At 41.5% G+C, this 16,416-nt stretch carries 10 protein-coding genes; 4 read left to right on the top strand and 6 right to left on the bottom strand.

Annotation, left to right across the window (positions count from 1 at the left end; all coding sequences use genetic code 11):
• Positions 1-35: 35 nt before the first annotated feature.
• The gene (locus AC1ECB_RS01100; protein ID WP_485667089.1) at positions 36-2,417 is read left to right on the top strand and encodes a molybdopterin-containing oxidoreductase family protein; all 2,382 of its coding nucleotides are present in this window, start codon (positions 36-38) and stop codon (positions 2,415-2,417) included.
• Between the two features lie 392 nt (positions 2,418-2,809).
• Here the strand turns inward: AC1ECB_RS01100 and AC1ECB_RS01095 are convergent, their stop codons facing one another.
• Positions 2,810-3,961: a DUF362 domain-containing protein gene (locus tag AC1ECB_RS01095; protein WP_485667088.1), complete on the bottom strand. Its 1,152-nt coding sequence runs from the start codon at positions 3,959-3,961 to the stop codon at positions 2,810-2,812.
• 135 nt (positions 3,962-4,096) lie between these two features.
• A complete protein-coding gene (locus AC1ECB_RS01090; RefSeq protein ID WP_485667087.1) occupies positions 4,097-4,408 on the bottom strand; it encodes an ArsR/SmtB family transcription factor in 312 nt (103 codons plus the stop codon).
• Positions 4,409-4,736: 328 nt separating this feature from the next.
• Here AC1ECB_RS01090 and murI point away from each other — a divergent pair, with 328 nt between their 5' ends.
• The gene (murI, locus tag AC1ECB_RS01085; RefSeq protein WP_485667086.1) at positions 4,737-5,510 is read left to right on the top strand and encodes a glutamate racemase; all 774 of its coding nucleotides are present in this window, start codon (positions 4,737-4,739) and stop codon (positions 5,508-5,510) included.
• 135 nt (positions 5,511-5,645) lie between these two features.
• On the opposite strand, the gene AC1ECB_RS01080 is transcribed toward murI, so the two are convergent.
• Positions 5,646-6,134 carry a hypothetical protein gene (locus tag AC1ECB_RS01080; RefSeq protein WP_485667085.1) on the bottom strand — a complete coding sequence of 163 codons (489 nt, stop codon included), beginning with the start codon at positions 6,132-6,134 and terminating at the stop codon, positions 5,646-5,648.
• A gap of 893 nt (positions 6,135-7,027) precedes the next feature.
• Here AC1ECB_RS01080 and ltrA point away from each other — a divergent pair.
• Positions 7,028-9,058: a group II intron reverse transcriptase/maturase gene (ltrA, locus tag AC1ECB_RS01075; protein WP_485664615.1), complete on the top strand. Its 2,031-nt coding sequence runs from the start codon at positions 7,028-7,030 to the stop codon at positions 9,056-9,058.
• A gap of 144 nt (positions 9,059-9,202) precedes the next feature.
• On the opposite strand, the gene AC1ECB_RS01070 is transcribed toward ltrA, so the two are convergent.
• From AC1ECB_RS01070 to AC1ECB_RS01060, 3 genes are all read right to left on the bottom strand, one after another.
• Positions 9,203-9,952: a class I SAM-dependent methyltransferase gene (locus tag AC1ECB_RS01070; RefSeq protein WP_485667084.1), complete on the bottom strand. Its 750-nt coding sequence runs from the start codon at positions 9,950-9,952 to the stop codon at positions 9,203-9,205.
• A 781-nt stretch (positions 9,953-10,733) separates the two neighbouring features.
• Entirely contained in the window at positions 10,734-11,345 is a 612-nt protein-coding gene (locus AC1ECB_RS01065; RefSeq protein ID WP_485667083.1) for a LysE family translocator, read from the bottom strand.
• A gap of 95 nt (positions 11,346-11,440) precedes the next feature.
• Entirely contained in the window at positions 11,441-14,641 is a 3,201-nt protein-coding gene (locus AC1ECB_RS01060) for a S8 family serine peptidase (protein WP_485667082.1), read from the bottom strand.
• Between the two features lie 336 nt (positions 14,642-14,977).
• Between AC1ECB_RS01060 and kaiC the strand changes: the two genes are divergently transcribed.
• Entirely contained in the window at positions 14,978-16,393 is a 1,416-nt protein-coding gene (gene kaiC / locus AC1ECB_RS01055; protein WP_485667081.1) for a circadian clock protein KaiC, read from the top strand.
• The last annotated feature ends 23 nt before the right edge of the window (positions 16,394-16,416 follow it).

The raw sequence follows: 16,416 nt of genomic DNA, 5'->3' as shown, positions 1-16,416 counted from the left end.
AGTTATTTTTTTAAAGGGGAAAGGAGCCCTGCATTATGACTAAACAAATAAGGACCTACTGTGGGCAATGTTATAATAATTGCCCCGTTGTTGCCCACGTTGAAAATGATACCTTTGTAAAGGTTACCCCTGACAGAAATCACATTTACTATCGTCCAATCTGCCCAAAGGGTATTGCTGGCCCTGAACTGGTTTATAACGAGCAACGTATACAATATCCCATGATGCGAACCAGACCCAAAGGTGATAATAACCCCGGATGGGTTCGTATTAGTTGGGATGAAGCTCTCGATACCATTGCCCACCGACTGACACAAATAAAAAAAATCAATGGCCCGGAAGCTATCGCCGTCAATCAGTCCTTTGCAGGGTCACCTTTATGGGAAATTGGCTGCTATGTACAAAGGTTTTCCAATCTTCTTGGCACCCCGAATAATATAACCACGACACATATTTGCAATTGGCACCGTGACTTTGCCTCAGCGCTCACCTTTGCTAAGCCCGGTGTTGGTTTTCAATCAGGTTGGCCGGAATTTGAAAAAAGCAGGTGTATCCTTATTTTGGGGAATAATCCGGAAAACACTTTAAATTCTTTCCGCTGGAAAATTAATAATGCACATAAAAATGGGGCCAAATTGATTGTCGTTGACCCTCGTAAAACTGCATTAGCTTCCCAGGCCGATCTTTGGCTCCAGGTAAAACCGGGAACTGATGGAGCATTGATTCTTAGTATGATTCACATCATATTAACGGAAAATCGTTATGACTTGAACTTTGTACGCGACTGGACCAATGCACCCCTCTTGGTCAGGATGGATACTGGTAGTCTGCTCAAAGGTAAAGACCTTGGCCTGTCTGCAGACGAAAATACCTTTGTTGTGCTGGACGCTGAAACAGAACAACCAAAACTTTATCGTCCTGGAGCAAGGTTGTTTTCAGTCCCACTATTGGAAGGCGAAATCACTGTACAAATCAGTAAACAGGCAATTAAGTGTGAAACCGTCTTCCAATTACTCAAAAAAACTGCCGAACAATACCATCCGGACCGGGTAACATATCTGACTGGAGTTGATAAAAACCAACTCCGAGAAGCGGCCCGGCTAATAACTCAACATAAACCCGCTTGCTGGTATTCCTATAACGGTGTTGAACAAAGTTTCAATGCCACCCAAACAAATAGAGCCATTTGCATTCTTTATGCTCTCACAGGTGATTTTGACAAATCCGGGGGAAATGTGCTCCTATCTCCGTTTCCGCCACTAAACTACCCATATGGCTTTGAATTTGCCACTCCAGATATGTTTCAAAAAAACCTTGCCCTCCATGATCACCCGCTGGGACCTGCAGGAACAATTATGTCAGTTCCCCCTTACCTTGCCTATGAAGCAATTTTTTATGAAAAACCATATCCGCTTAAGGCACTGCTCTGTTTTGGGGGAAATTTAGCTATCTCCAATCCAGACAGTTACTTTGCCAAGAAAGCATTACAAAAACTTGACTTTCAGGTGAATGTAGACCTTTTTATAAACCCCACGGCAAATTTTGCCAATATTGTACTCCCGGCGGCCAGTTTTTGGGAAGTCAATCGTTTGGGGTATATCCCCAATTATCAGGGTAATGAATCAACCCTACAGTGGCGGCCTACTGTTGTTCAGCCCCAGGGAGAAAGTCGGGACGATTTATGGATTATCTTTCAACTAGCTAAAAGACTTGGTTTTGAGAATCAATTTTGGCATGGGGATATTGAGGCTTCCTTCGAACACCAACTTAAACCTTTGAATATCACTCTAGCGGAGTTAAAAAAAGCGCCCGGCGGCATCTTGATAAAACACGACATTACCTATCAAAAATATAAAACTCAGGGTTTTGCAAATTTGACCGGACGGGTAGAAATTTTTTCACAGCCACTTAAGGATATCGGCCAGGCTCCGTTACCCAATTGGCAAGATCCCTATATTCAGTTTTCAGACAGGGGTTGGACAGAACAATATCCGCTTATTCTCATCACTGCAAAATTAAAAGAATTTTGCCATACACAAAACCGGTCCATGCCTTCCTTGAGAAAACAACATCCCCATCCCTTTTTGGAGATCAATGACCGTCAAGCCGCACAGCTTAACATTCAGAATGGCGATTGGGTAACATTAGAAACTGTTCAAGGCGCAATTACCCTAAAAGCCAAAATATCACGCGACATCGCTTACAATGTCGTATGCACACAGCACGGCTGGTGGCAGTCTTGTCCCACTCTCAAGCTTCCAAATTACGATCCCTTTTCAACAGCAGGAGCTAACGTAAACTTATTATTCAATAACGAATTAAGGGACCCAGTAAGCGGGTCAATTCAAGCCAGAGGATTTCCCTGCAGAGTTAAAAAGAAAACTGGACACAGCCAAGAAGGGCTTAAATCTAAATAATTATTATCGTCAAGCTTACTTGATAACTAGTCAAGTTGTCAAACTGGAAACGAGGAGAGTTTCCTTACTTCCAGTCTGCCCTCCATACCAATGAGCAGTTTTCACCACCCAAGTTTCGGAGAAACGGGTCGCATGATATGGTTCTCCATATCATTGGTCACTTTTGCAAACTTAAATGTATGCTATCTACTCATACTACCAAAACAGCATAAATGATATGTTGCCAGTTCTTTAATAACTTGTAAGAAAAGCAACCAATAGCAATGTAGCTAAGCAAGAATTGTCCTGTTCTTGGCATACATTCACCCCAAAACCTATCTTATTTCTCATTTATTTTGTTGTCAATAACTCCCGTCCCTTTGACACTCCGTCTATGAATTAATTATACAGACCTATTTTAACAGTCTCTCATATAACCAATTCCTATCAATATGTACAGCTTTCTTAGGACATAACTCATGGCAACAAAAACATCGAATACATTTCTCTACACACACTACTGGTCTGCCATTCAGCATGCTAATAGCTTTTGGTGGACAACTCTCAGCACACAAACCGCATGAAATACATGTAACGTCATTAAATACAGGTTTAGGTCTCATATGATTTAACACGAAATTCTCAACAAACTTAGGAACTCGCCCTCCCATTGCACTTACACCATGGGTAACTGGATATTTGAATGGGTTCAGCTTAATTTCTTGCAATTGTACACCTTCAACCTTAATATCTTCTAAATTTCCGCTGAAAATATTCCGTCTCTTGACCTCACGCATTATTGGAACATCCATTGGATTTATGCCAATGATTTGAAGAGCTGCCAGATCGAGGGCGTAAGGACTTTCTGAGGCTATGACGAGTCCAACATGCCGCTTATCCCCTGCTGCCGGGCCATCCCCTTCCATTCCCTCCACAGCATCAATCACCGAAAATAGCGGTTTCACATACTCACATATGTCCACCAGAAGTGCCGCGAAGTTATCCGTATTATTCATTTTTAAATGGTAATCAATTTTAGTACGCCCGGGAATGATGCCAAACAAATTCTTAACAGCCCCCGTGTAAGTCATCATAGCATGGGTCTTCAATTTAGCAGCTGATACAACAAAATCAACATCATTGATTACCTTGATGATTTGCATGTTTGGAGCAATCTTGGCGGCTTTATTTACAACTTCAATAACCGAACAGTCATAATTCAATTCACAGCCAGTGTTTTTAGCAACACCCAACATTCCAGTTATATTATAAACCGAGTGTAATAGTTTTTCATTAAAATTCAAAGCTGACCCTGGACTATCACCAATGATCACCGAACATCCCAATGCCTGCAAATATCGAACAATTGCCTCTACTACACTAGGATGCGTCGTAATAGCCTCTTCTGGACTGTTTCCTCGTAAAAGATTAACCTTGACTAAAACTCTGGTTTTAGATTTTACTTTTTGTTTTATCTCTGGAATTTCATCAAGGCACTGAAATACTGATTTTTCGACATTATTATATTGGTAATCAGTGCATCTGGCTATACTTACCTTATTCATTCTAATACCCCCTACACTATTAAATTGATTTTGCTTCAGATAATCCCCAATTCCATTATGAATCTCCCAGTTAACCATCACCATATTTTAAAAGTTGTTGAATTTTATAACTATCAAAATATCAAATTAAAAAATTTAAGTCTTGCGTAATTGATCAACAAAAATTTTATTCACTTCCGCCACGGTTTCTTCTTTGACCTTAGCAGATAGATATTTTCCTTTTCTTTCCGTCATGATCAATCCAGCATTCTCAAGCTCCTTAATGTGGTGTGAAATAGTAGGTGCACCAAGTTTAAGCGAATTGATCATATCAGTAACAAAGCATTCACATTCACACCCTGTTTCAAAATCCACTTCACGCTTTTCGGCAATTTTAAAAAACAATTCTAAGCGTTTCGGATGGGAAAGCGCTTTTAAGACTTTTGCCAGCTTGACCGTATCCATCATATTCGATTCCCTTCATAATTGCAATAATACATTTCGATAACTATCAAACTAATAATAACTAACCTTTCTTCACTTGTCAAGTTACTTTCAGTTTTATTATCTGTTAATAAAAAATGTTACTTTAATGAACATGGCACCAATGGCATGTACTACAGGCAAGTAGCACCCACTACGTTGCAGAAGTAGAACAAATAACTCCCATACAAAATTCCTACAACTGCTAGTTTATGGTATTATATAGACAATGCTTTTTTTAATCACAGTTCTATATTTTGACGAGTTGTTCATGATAATATAAATACATAATTGAAACTAGGAAGGGATTATAATGAAGATCGGTTTTTTTGACTCTGGTATTGGCGGCTTAACTGTTCTTGGTCACGCTTTAAAAATACTACCGTTTGCTGATTACACTTACTATGCTGATATTGAGCATTTGCCTTATGGTGAAAAAACGAAAAGAGAAGTAAAACAATACGTCCAAAAGGGTATGGATTATATGGCTAAAATCAAAGTAGATGCCGTGGTGATCGCTTGTAATACGGCAACAAGTGTTGCTGTCGGGGAATTGCGAAAAAATTATAGTTTCCCGATCATTGGAATGGAACCTGCTGTAAAACCAGCTGTTGCTTATTGTAAAGAAAGAGGCAAAAAGGTTTTGGTTTTGGCAACCAGTCTTACTTTACGGGAGGAAAAATTTCATCAATTAATTCATAGACTTGATGCGACAGAAGTGGTTGATACGATGGCGTTAGGCGGCTTGGTAAAATTCGCCGAAGAGTTTAAGTTTGACACTTCAGATGTATATCAGTATTTACAGAAGAAATTTACGCCATTAGCGATACCTGATTATGGTGCTGTTGTTCTTGGCTGTACACATTTTCCGTTATTTAACAAGGTTTTGCAACAATCGTTTACAAAGGAAACTGTCTTTTTCGACGGAAGTGTTGGAACCACAAATCACTTGGCCGATATATTAAAGCAAAAAGGAATAGCTCCTAGTGTAGATGATAAAATTAAATTCGTAATTACAAATGGCAAACTCCCACCAAATGATGTTGATTATAAAAAAATATTACAAACTTATTTGCATAGCATATAAAGCAATGAGACAATGTCGTATTCAGTGAATTTATGAATTAGCAACTTTTCAAAGATGACTAATTTTCTTCGGCAGTTAGACTGAAGCATAAAAATTTTCGAAGCAGGCACGACCTGAATTTCGATGTACTTCCTACTATCTTTTCAACTGCTGTTTGCAATCTATTTGATTAGGAATACCAACACAAGATTTTAATATTTCCATCATATCTTGTACATTACCCTTATGAGTACCTTTTACGTTTGTTTCTTGTTTATTTGTTGCTTGACCCAAAGAATTATTTTCACTAGTTGTCGCTAATGTATCTGATTGGCTTAGCTGTTCAACAGGAACTTGGTTAATTAGTATTTTATTTCCTTCTGAATCAATGAGATACGTACAGTAAAAATTCCCCTCCACTTGGGAACAAACTGTTCTTTTCTGCTTCGTACCTTCTTTTTTATCGTCAAAGTCAACGGCTTTCTCCGATTGGTTGGAGTACGCATCCGGAATGGCAGACCGCTCTGCCTCCGATTGGATATAACTATCAAATTCAGTCTTCTGACTGGCTGTTTGTCTAGCTGCTTGTGTAAAAACCCCGCTCAAATTGTTCATCACTGTATTGCCATTAACACTTTGTATCAAAGTATCACCTCATTAGAAAAAATTAGTCTAATAATTTATCGTAATAATTTCGACATTTCTTAAATTAGGATAATATTCCTATAGACTTCCGGCCTCTCCTTGGGCATAGCGCTCGATAGAAAACACAGAAGGATACAAAGAAGGATACAAGGGGACGGTTATCAAAGGCGTGCGCACTGTTCCTGGACAACCTGTGCAGAAATGAGCAATAAAACCAGGCGCATAAAGCGAATTTTACATTCAAATTGGCAGGAGCATTACCTGCTATGGACTGAATATCGGCAGACCATCCCTAATACTCCGACGTGACTTAAGTAGATTATCCTGCTGAGGTACGAAGCTCGGTGAAGACGGCGAAAAGCAGACCTGTGAAGTGGTTAGCGAAGTAGTCGGGGGGCTATAAAGTGATCATGCCTACTCATCAGGAACTTCCGTATGTACGACCCGTAAAGAACAAGATACCTAACTGAAGGTATTTACTCCCTTCGTGGAGTCCAAGCGCAGGAATGGAAATTCCTTTTTTCATTCCTGTTCCAAACCCAATGATAACCCAATGAGGTTTGGAGTCTTACGACCGCCGATAATGGTCAAAAAGATGATTGGCGGGCCAAAGGAAGAGGTTAAAGTCACTATGTAAAGCTAGAATGTAAGAAACAGTGGAACTTCGGACGAGAATGCTAATGCAGATAAAAGCAGATGACTCGAAATGGGAGGAAATGCCCGTTGTATCTGGAGGGCGGCAGCCCGTAGTAATGATGAAATGGAGTAATGTCCATGGAGTGAAGGGGCATAGTCAATATTTATATGAAAGTCAACACAACCTGCTAGGGAAGGCGTGGAGCCATACCTGACATGAAACCAGCTGGCCAAATCGAAAACGAGGAGGCTGATGCTTGGAACAACAATCTAACTATCCCGTCCTAAAAGTTCCTGCCGACGAAAAGGAACTGTATCAATACCTTGACCAGTTGTATACAAAGACCCAGAAAGCAAAAAAAGATAGAAAAGCTATAAAACATAACGGTCTGCTGGAAATCATCATATCAGGGGTTACCATACAAACCGCAGTCCACAATATTAAAGCAAACCGTGGAGCTGACACGCCGGGAACCGATAACGAAACCATGCGGCAAATCCTTGAATTACCCTATGAGCAAGTTATCGATACAATCCAGAAACATTTTAGCCAGTACCAACCTCGGATGATACGCAGAGTGTACATCCCCAAACCGGGAAAAATAAGCCTTCGACCGCTGGGAATACCCGCTGTTACAGACCGCATTATCCAAGAATGTGTTCGCATCGTCATAGAACCAATCCTCGAGGCTCAGTTCTATAGTCATTCTTATGGATTTCGACCCTACCGAGACACACATATGGCTTTGGAAAGAATAGCAGACATCGTCCATAAAACTGGATACCACTGGATCGTCGAGGGAGATATAAAAGCTTATTTCGATACCATAAATCATACCCGGCTGATCAAACAACTTTGGCATATGGGTATCAGGGACAAACGAGTCTTGATGATAATTAAACAAATGCTTAAAGCCGGAATTATGGGCGAAGTTAAGCGAAATCTAATGGGAGCCGCGCAAGGCGGAATCATATCGCCGCTACTGGCAAATGTGTATTTAAATCGATTCGACTGGTCAGTTGCCAATGCCTGGGAAGAAAAGAAAACCCGGTATGCATACACGCGAAAGGATGGTAAGTTACAAGCCTTACGGGAGCGTAGCGCACTAAAACCGGCGTATGTTATCCGCTATGCGGATGACTGGGTACTTGTCACCAACACAAAAACCAATGCAGAAAAGTGGAAATTCCGCCTACAGACAGAATTTATGTCCAAATATAAACTGGCACTATCAGAAGAAAAAACAAGAATCACGAACGTCAGGAAAAAACCAATAGAATTCCTGGGGTTTACCTTCAAGGTCATTAAGTTCGCTAAGGCGCGTAAAGGATACAAGACAAAAACAAGACCCAATCCCTTACGGCTTAAAGACAAAATAAACAGCCTACGCGAACCCATACGGCAGATAAGTAAACAAGGGACGCCAGAACAGACAATAAAGCACATCCATCTGCTAAACAGTCAAATTCGGGGAATCATCAATTACTATGACAAGGCGACTCAAATCACAACGGATATAAACAAACATTCTTGGAATCTTATGTACCTTGCCCGCCGTGAAATGAAGAAAATTGGTGGTCGGTCGATTCCTGCGAATCAGACTGACAATTTATCATCGGTGCATAGTCAATATACAACAAAAATACCGATGCTAGAAGTAAACGGACAGAAAATTGGACTTACCTCTCTGGCCTTTTGCAAATGGCGAAAAACCAAACTGAAAAATCAAGAGGAAACTCCATACACGCAGGAAGGGCGCGAGAGGTATCAACAACGGACAGGAAAGACCAAGGGATTATTTCGCCAAGACAAATTGCTCAACGCGAGCAAAATTGCGAGTCAAACAAACGGTTTAGGGTATAACTTTGAGTATCATTTAAACTGTGCGTATGCATTTAACCGGGATAAAGGGACATGTAGAGTGTGCAAAGTAAAGCTTGGGAGTGAAAATGTGGAATTTCACCGCATTCGACCATCTTTGTCTTTGAAAGACCTTAACCGTGTCCCAAATTTAGCGAGTGTTTGTAAAACGTGTCATGAAAGAATCCACTGGACTGCGGTACATCCGAAATTACCTGTAAAATCGGAGAAAAAGCTTAACAGGATGAGAGAAAAGTTGTTGTTGACTAACCATAAAATATTGATGGAACGCGCGGTGAAGCGAAAGTTTCACGCCGTGTGTGAATCAGGGGAAAAGGGAGTCCGAACGGCGCAAAATGCGTGCGAGGATGCCCCTTACCTACTGGTACTTCAATCGGAAGTTTTGCGCGCAAAAAGGCTCAACTAACAGCTCCCAGCTGCCAGTTGAGCCACAAAACTATCTACGCGCAAAATTTTTGATTACCCCAGAAGAATGAAGTCGCGGGCTGCCTAGCTATGGAATTTCACCATCCCTTTGTTTCTTTAATCCCCTTTTGCTCATTGAGCGATGCTAAATCTTCCTGGCCTTTATGATAAATGATAACGGGAACTTCTTAGCCTTGTATGGTGTGTAATAGCCAGATGAAAATTCTGCTGGCCGCGTTAATGTTACATCGTTAGTCTCTTCGACAAGTTGTTCAACCATAAATCCGGCTTCTACAAGGGCGTTTATGTAGGTTGACAGCTTGCGGTTTTTAATTGTGACCGAATTGCCGCGTTGAATGTAAGAAAAAATATCTTCGTTGAGATAACAACCTTTAAAAATAATTTTATCGTCTTGAACTTCAACACAATGCATGAGCGGGTGATCCCATGAGAAAATGAAAACGCCGTCTTTTTTAAGATATGACGCAATATTATTGTATGTCGTCTGCAAATCCACTGTCCAGCCAATCGCATAAATTGAATATACAACATCGAAGTATTCCTTTGGTAATCCACAGTCCGCTTCCATCGGGGAGTTGAATAGTGTCGGCGCGTATCCGTTTTCGTTCAAAAACCGTCTTGCATTTTCAATTTGCTTTATCGACATATCAAGGCCCCATAGCTCAGACACGCCATTATCTCCGCACCATTTCAGCGAATGGCCGCTTCCACAGCCAATGTCAAGTACCTTTTTACCGCGCAGGTCTGGGAATAGCTTTAATTCGTCCTCGGTCGGGATAAGGCAACCGTATGTGGGCAATGCAGTTGTGCCAAACCAACTGTCGGCCATAGCATCCCAGCTTTTCTTGTTTTGAATTAGTATGTTGTCAGCCATATTATCGTCCTCCGCCTAATATAAATAATCTGAAGTTCGTTAGATACAACGGAACTTTTGCTCACTTGGCTCAGTCGCATTAGTCCACAATGCCTTATACTCAACAAGCCTCTTTTGAAATCTTTTAACCGAAGGTCTAGTCAACCTCCGTCAATGATTTGCCAAAAATTCCATACGTCTACCTAATTTTAGGTTTTGGAGAAGTTCTATTTTTTTCTGACCAAAAATTCAATACCCCTAACCATCCACTATTCACCTTTTATTCTCATATTCTCTAACTTGAGTCCAATTCCTTTACGAACAATCCTTTGCAACTTATCCGTCTCTCAATTACTAAAAAATTATTACCACCTCTTGTCAAATTTACGTTTACAGCTATGCTTAACAGTGCTGTTGAAGCCACTTGAATTGCTGTTAAATAGATACTTTTCCCTGTGGCGGGCGTCCACGTTATAGAATTACCTGCTGTTAACGTTTGATTTAAGATTTTATTAGATGGACCTTCAACTATATATAATGGAGACAAAGAATCATTAAAGATTTTGAAATTGGATCTCATGTACTTTTTCATGACTTTCATTCCTCTTTCTCAATATGTGATTTCACTGCGAAAATAAGCCCTCAGATAAAGGAAACCATGCTGAGCACACACAAAAGGCCAACATTAGTCAGCAAATTGACTAATGTTGGCCTAGTTTTTCCTATTGACTATATCCACGAACAGCAACAGACGTGAGTCCGAATCACCCAGAACCCCTAGAAAGTTACCAGCATAGAAGCACTAAATCGTAATTAAACTCAATATACCAAATCCAGCTATTATAAACCCCGAAAGCTGATTAACCCATTTAAGACGCTTTTGGTCAAATTTTGAACGCAGTAGATTTACCGATGCACTTAATGTTAGCCACCAGAGCATTGAACCCACAAAAACACCAAGAACTAATAATCCTGCTGGTATGTAGTCTCCACCAGTTGAGCCTACTCCTAGTCCTGCAAAAACTGCGGCAAAAGACATTATAGTCATCGGATTCGTCAACGTTAAGAAAAAAGCAGATGTATAGGAACCTAAAAAACCATTACTTCTCTCGTTCGCAGTATTTTCTGCTGGAATAGATTGAAATGTTCTATAACCCAAATAAAGTAAAAACAGTCCTCCAATCAGACGCAAATAAGATTGATTATCTAGTAAAAAAGCAGTAACAACTGTTACACTAAACGCGGCTATACAACCATATATGGCATCAGCTGTCGCTGTACCTAAACCTGAAAGCAAACCATTTAGCATACCATTGGACAGAGTACGCCTAATACAAAGTACTCCAATTGGTCCCACCGGTGCAGCTATAGAAAAGCCTAATATTAATCCTTTAATCAGAAATAACCACTCCATCGCCCTTCTACCCTCTTTATATTTTTACTCCTGGTAAATCCAATATAGGATCTACCAGGAGTTTTAAAACATTCTCCACCGTTTTTGTCGCTCAATTACCAATCATGCTTGAGCATAAGCGACGCATTCCAATTATAGCTATTGCTGCCTTTTTCTCCGCCAACCCGGCCGCTGATGCTCCAGGTAGGATTTACTAATCCCTCAGCGTTTAATTCCCAGACCAAATATTCCCGATCCTGCCGACCACCGTCAATTGTGAACTTATCATCCAAATTGCCACCGTAGGCGACTGTCATTTGCGGATCATAACCACCCAAAACTCTTTTATAACCCACATTAAATCCATAATGGCCTTGTTTTAAGGAGTGCTCCCACTCCAGTCCTATCTCGCCGGTACTGTACGTATTGTGCGAATGATCAGCCACCTGATTATAATTGCCGGCTCCTTGTTCGCGGAAACTGTCTTGCGTATAACGGGTAATATCCACACCAACGTAGGGACTAAGTGTAACGGGAGTTTTTCGCCCTTCATACAAATTGTACTTTTCTTTCAAACCCAGGCTGATAGTATGGCTGCCATAATGGCTGTCCGCCGTTAAACCTAATTCTCGTAAATAGCGTGTGGACGCATTGGTTTGACGGCCGCAGGCAAGATAGACTTGACTATCGAAAGCACCCTGGCTATAGTCACCATAAAAACCCAGCCGGTAATCATCAGCCTCGCTGCGAGCACTTGCCGAGGAATTATCGCTGTTTTCATAACCAAACATCCAGCCTGCCCGCCAGTTCGGGGTGCTTTGCCAATCCCGGCCTACAACAATGCCTAGCCCCTTGGATTTCATTTCGGGTTCATCGGCATAAGCATCTCTCGAACCTCCGCTGCGAGTAAACTTCATCCACCAGCCATTGTCTGTATCCAAATGCAGCGGAATCACACCCTTAGCCGCCAAATCGTTTTCTGACAGATTGCCAGCCGATCCACTGCTTTCCTCCTGGTTGTTATGGTTTAGATGATTGAAGCGAGCCGTTATCGCGTTGCTTAACAGATCGCTGCGTTGAATAAGCAGCGACTGATTGATTTGAGCGCCGCCGTAAATTTCATTTAAAGCCAGCGCAGCGGACAAAGTATTCAAATTATACAGTGTATCCATTTGACGTTGGGCATCCCCGGCCAGCGCATCATACATTGCGTTCATATGCAGATACGCTGTCTGCTGCCGCAAGTTGGGTGAAGCAATATTATTTTGGCGGTTCACTTCTAAAAAAGCGCTGGTGCCATTTTGCGAACCGTGAGCACTCAGTAAACCGGAAACAGCCGCTGTGCCGGAAGCGAAATTACCGGTAATATTGGACGCAGTCAACACAGTATAACTGGTATCCGGCCGGTAAGTATTGCCCGCGGCAGTAGTCAAACTAGTGCCTTTAATATCTGCCTCGCCGACTACGGCAATTTTGCCGGCAACATTATTTTGTACTGCGACAACAAGCTGGCCGCTGCTGGTTAAATTGCCGCCGACACTAAGAGTACCCGGCATTCCATAGCTGCCGGCCTGCAGGCTGGCACGGTTGGTCAAATCACCGGCGATAGAACCGGAACCGGCAATTGTGCCGCTAAGAATACTATAAGCGCCTCCGGCCACCGAACCGTCAATCTGCAATACGCCGCCGGCAGCAATACTACTGCCGCTATAAGTATTTTGGCCGGTAAGCGCCAAAATGCCATTACCTTTCTTGTACAGTCCAACAGGCAAATCAAGCAGTCCATTGGCTATAGCCTTGGCATTGTATGTATCAATATATTCCCGGCCACCTGAAAGACCCAAACCCAAATCAGTTCCCAAATAATAGTTGTAAATTGACTTCAAATCAGCATAGGTACTGGTGGGGGACAGCAAACCGGCCCGTTTTTCAGCAATGTTGTTGCTCCACACACTATTATAACCTTGCGTATCAATAGAATATAGCGCCTGAGCCTGACCAAATTCATTGGCCGGACTATAATTGCTAAAATCCATCCGCCGGGCATTGAGCAATCCCGGCCCTTTTACCGCTTTCCCCACATCCAATAGACCCTGGCCAAAAATAAGTTCCCGCGGGGTATTCTGGTAAACCCAAGCTTGATTAGCAAACTCGTCAGCTGTTGCATAGCCATACTGTTGCAAAATAAAGCTGTTTTTATTGTAATAATCCACTAAATCGTTCACGATTTCATTTACAGACGATACATTGCCGAAATAATAGATATTAGTGGTATAAATGGGGTTTTCTTCATCGCCATCTTCTTGCACAGTCAATGTATACTTTGGCAATGTAAACGTATTGTTAGCTGTCGATAGCACCGTATCCACAATCTGACTGCCGGTCATATAGGGAAAGGCTTCCTGAACCAGTCCGGCTGAAGCCGAAACATAAGGTGTAGCCATCGATGTGCCGGACATGGTTACATAGCCGCCTGTGCCTGAATTAGCTGAATTAATAAACAAACCTGGGGCTGAAATACTATTTTCCTCCACATATTTGGACAGATCGCTAAACAAAGCGACAGCATTAGTACCTGTCGTCGTACCCTTAAATGCATCACTGTTCAGAGCTATTACATTAATAAAATTACCAGCCGCTTCCGGGTATAGATAAGGAAAGAGCGCGTCTACATCCGGGGATGCATGGCCGGCATTGCCGGCAGCAAAGACTAATACTTTGTCATAGTCCAAAATGCTGTGCCGCATGACTGAATACTCATCATTATCGTTATTCATCAAATAACGGATATCCTCTTTTCCTAACGTCGTGGTATCAATGTAAATATCTCGACCCCAGCTGTTGTTGATAATTTTTACACTATTATCTTGATTAAATCCACTATATACATCACCAATATTATTATCAACAAATAAATTACCGGAAAGAAGATTCGCGTCAAACGCTACGCCATGCATCCCGGTATTGTCTTTGGCAGCAGCCATAATGCCGGCTACATGAGTAGCATGATTATTTTTTGCCCAATCATAATCACTTGGTGGCACACCAATATACCCGGAGCCCGTTTTACTGCTAAATTCCGGATGATAAAATTGCACATACTGGTCACAAACTCCCAGCTTAATGCCCTTGCCAGTATAGCCTAATGCATAGGCGTCCGCCGCGTTAATCAGATTGAGTCCTGTGCTGGCGAAATATTCCTCCGTTTTGAAAGAAGCCGCATCAGCACACCAAACGTCCTGTTCGCTCATCCCCCATAACAATCCTGCGACAATCAGCCTACGCAGCAGGTTGCGGTAAAACGTCCTTGTTTTCATCTCATCACCTGCTTTTATTTTTTATATTCATTTAACGTATTCTTAAGAATGTATTTCTTATTTGACAATTTCACCCCCTGCGTTATCTTATCCCTTGTCAATAATCCCGTCCCTCTGACACCTCACCTCCTTCTCGAATAACCTGCAATAAAACACAGTGAACTCATTTCAGCTAAGTTTACAACCACATTATACCACTTTAGATGTCTATCATAGTTAAAGATTAGCTAAAGAAGCTTTTGCACCTTCGAGACTGGAAGGAAAACAAGTTATATTGTCGAAAGAAGAACTGTAATAAGAAATTTTTGTATTTTCATCCAATTTGAGGAGGATCTTATGGCTAGAGATTCTAGCAATGAACTTGCAATTTTACAGAAGTGTCCTTCCGGAATCGAAGGACTTGACGAAATAACATGTGGTGGTTTACCGCTAGGTAGGGCTTCGCTGGTTTGTGGTTCAGCAGGTTGCGGCAAAACCATGCTGGGTATGCAGTTTTTAGTTAATGGTGCCCTCCAATATAATGAGCCAGGTGTCTTTGTTTCATTTGAAGAAACCGAGGCAGAATTAACCCAAAATTTCGCATCTTTAGGTATTGATCTTGATGATCTTTGTAGTAAAAAGAAGATTATGATGGATTATGTTTATATTGATAAAGATGAAATTGAAGAAACCGGCGATTATGATTTAGAAGGTCTATTCTTAAGGCTTGACTATGAAATAAACGCTATTGGTGCTAAACGTGTTGTGCTAGATACAATCGAGGCATTATTCTCCGGACTCTCTAACACAAAAATATTACGTGCAGAGCTACGGCGTCTCTTCCGTTGGCTAAAAGATAAAGGAGTTACTTCTATAATAACCGGAGAGCAAGGCAGCGGAACTTTAACTCGGCATGGAATTGAGGAGTATGTCTCCGACTGCGTTATTTTGCTTGACCACAAGGTAATTAAGCAAATTTCTACTCGACGGATACGAATTGTAAAATATCGAGGTTCCGCGCACGGAACGAATGAGTACCCATTCCTCATAGACGAACAAGGCATTTCTATAATGCCAATAACCTCAATAGGACTAAAAAGCGAAGCATTAATTTCTAGAGTATCAACTGGTATTCCAAGACTAGATACAATGTTAGGTGGTGAAGGGTTTTATGTTGGTAGCACAGTACTGATTTCAGGAACTGCCGGAACTGGTAAAACCAGCGTGGCTGCACATGTCGTAGATGCAGCTTGCCGCCGGGGAGAACGCTGCCTTTACTTTGCTTTTGAAGAATCACAAAGTCAAATCATTCGCAATATGCATTCCATTGGTGTTGATTTAGATCAATGGGTTTCCGAAGATCTCTTAAGATTATACGCATGGCGGCCAACTAATATCGGGCTCGAGATGCATCTACTTTCAATGCACAAAAAGATAGCTGAGTATACCCCTGCTATCGTAGTAATTGACCCAATTTCAAACTTGACTGAAATCGCTAATGAGACTGACGTAAAAGTTATGCTGATGCGTCTAATGGATTTCTTGAAAATGAAAAATATAACTACAATTTTATTAGATCTTTCTGATACCTCAAAACTTGAGTCAACAGGAGTCGGAATCTCCTCTCTTGTCGATACTTGGATTACCCTCCGGGATATAGAACTAAATGGAGAACGAAACCGCGGTCTACATATTATTAAATCCAGGGGTATGGCACATTCCGATCAAATACGCGAGTTCGTATTAACCGGTGAAGGAATATTACTGAAATGAAGGGCTGACTAACGAGGGAGTGA

It is taken from the genome of Sporomusa sp. 246TCP1 (genome assembly GCF_057319775.1).
This window is presented reverse-complemented; position numbering and strand designations above follow the sequence as displayed.

Excerpts from the sequence above, each read along its gene's own strand:
- AC1ECB_RS01100 (WP_485667089.1), top strand. The coding sequence starts at position 36 with ATGACTAAACAAATAAGGACCTACTGTGGGCAATGTTATAATAATTGC.
- AC1ECB_RS01095 (WP_485667088.1), bottom strand. The coding sequence starts at position 3,961 with ATGAATAAGGTAAGTATAGCCAGATGCACTGATTACCAATATAATAAT.
- AC1ECB_RS01090 (WP_485667087.1), bottom strand. The coding sequence starts at position 4,408 with ATGATGGATACGGTCAAGCTGGCAAAAGTCTTAAAAGCGCTTTCCCAT.
- murI (WP_485667086.1), top strand. The coding sequence starts at position 4,737 with ATGAAGATCGGTTTTTTTGACTCTGGTATTGGCGGCTTAACTGTTCTT.
- AC1ECB_RS01070 (WP_485667084.1), bottom strand. The coding sequence starts at position 9,952 with ATGGCTGACAACATACTAATTCAAAACAAGAAAAGCTGGGATGCTATG.
- AC1ECB_RS01065 (WP_485667083.1), bottom strand. The coding sequence starts at position 11,345 with ATGGAGTGGTTATTTCTGATTAAAGGATTAATATTAGGCTTTTCTATA.
- AC1ECB_RS01060 (WP_485667082.1), bottom strand. The coding sequence starts at position 14,641 with ATGAAAACAAGGACGTTTTACCGCAACCTGCTGCGTAGGCTGATTGTC.
- kaiC (WP_485667081.1), top strand. The coding sequence starts at position 14,978 with ATGGCTAGAGATTCTAGCAATGAACTTGCAATTTTACAGAAGTGTCCT.